Below are 1181 nucleotides of genomic sequence, written 5' to 3'. Positions count from 1 at the left end.
GGGTGCATCTCAGTTTTGCAAAAATACCAAAATCATGATATCATGATATTATTAATGATAAATAGTTTCTAATAATTACTAAAACTCATGAACTTGAGTCCGGAAGAAAAGCAAGAGCTAAAAGAACATTTAAAAGCTGTAGCTCAACTTTTATATCGTCAGACCCCCCCAGAAAATAAGCAAAGATTTGAGGATATAGAAACGACTTTAAGAGACTATATTCAGGAAGAAGTTTCTCCAGAGATAGCAAAATTTTTTTTTCAGAAGTCAGTCAAGTAAAAATTGGCAGACCTCGCCGAATAAAAACCATAGTAGGAGAAGTAGAAATCACTGATAAACAGGCGGATTATTTTGAGCTAAAACCTCATAGTCAATTAAGTCCAAAGCTGGAAAAAAATGCTCTGCTTATTTGTGCCAATGAATCTTATAAGAGAGCAGAGGAAGATTTATGGGCAATGACGGGAATCAAAATTTCACATAGTACATTACATAGATTAGTTAAAAAGCAAGATGTAGACTTACCAGAATCTAGATTAGGAATACAAGAAGTAAGCTTAGATGCAGGAAAAATCCGGTTACGTACAGAGGAAAATGGTGAAGCCTGTGAATGGAAAGATTATAAAGCTGTGTGTTTGAATGGAACATATATAGGAGCTTTCTTTCAAGAAAACCAAGTTTTAATAGATTGGGTAAATAGTCAAAAACTTCTCAACCCGTTCTTTTGTACAGGTGATGGTCATCAAGGAATTTGGAATATATTTGAAGAACTGGGAGAACCGGCTCAAAGAAGAGAAATATTGGATTGGTATCATCTAAAGGAAAATCTTTATAAAGTGGGAGGTTCCTTGAAACGTTTACAGAAGGCAGAAAAGCTTCTCTGGTCAGGAAAAGTGGCAGAGACTTTAGATTTATTTAGGGGATTAAAAAAGAAAGTAGCACAAAATTTTTGTAACTATATAGAAACTCATAAAAAGCGAATAATCAACTATGAATACTATCAGAAAGAAAGAATAAGTTCCCTAGGTTCAGGAGCAATTGAATCAGGAATTAAGCAAATAGGAATGCGAGTTAAAATATCAGGCTCACAATGGAATATTGAAAATGTTCCTAAAATTCTTTCTTTACGCTGTGCTTACCTAAATGGGATGCTTTATTAATGATGTTTTTACAAAAATGAGATG

Annotated in this window: 1 protein-coding gene; it reads left to right on the top strand. The window is 33.7% G+C overall.

The window, feature by feature from the left end; translation table 11 throughout:
- Window positions 1-87: 87 nt before the first annotated feature.
- Window positions 88-1157 (top strand): ISKra4 family transposase gene (locus F6K46_RS39895; RefSeq protein WP_293069080.1). Its coding sequence is split into 2 segments (ribosomal slippage): window positions 88-262 and window positions 262-1157, totalling 1071 coding nucleotides; the frame shifts between segments, so codons are not numbered across the junction.
- The last annotated feature ends 24 nt before the right edge of the window (window positions 1158-1181 follow it).

The organism is Moorena sp. SIO3E8, from assembly GCF_010692445.1.
Classification (GTDB): Bacteria; Cyanobacteriota; Cyanobacteriia; order Cyanobacteriales; family Coleofasciculaceae; genus Moorena; species Moorena bouillonii.
Note: the sequence above shows the minus strand (reverse complement) of the source record. Positions and strands in the feature narration are given on the sequence as shown.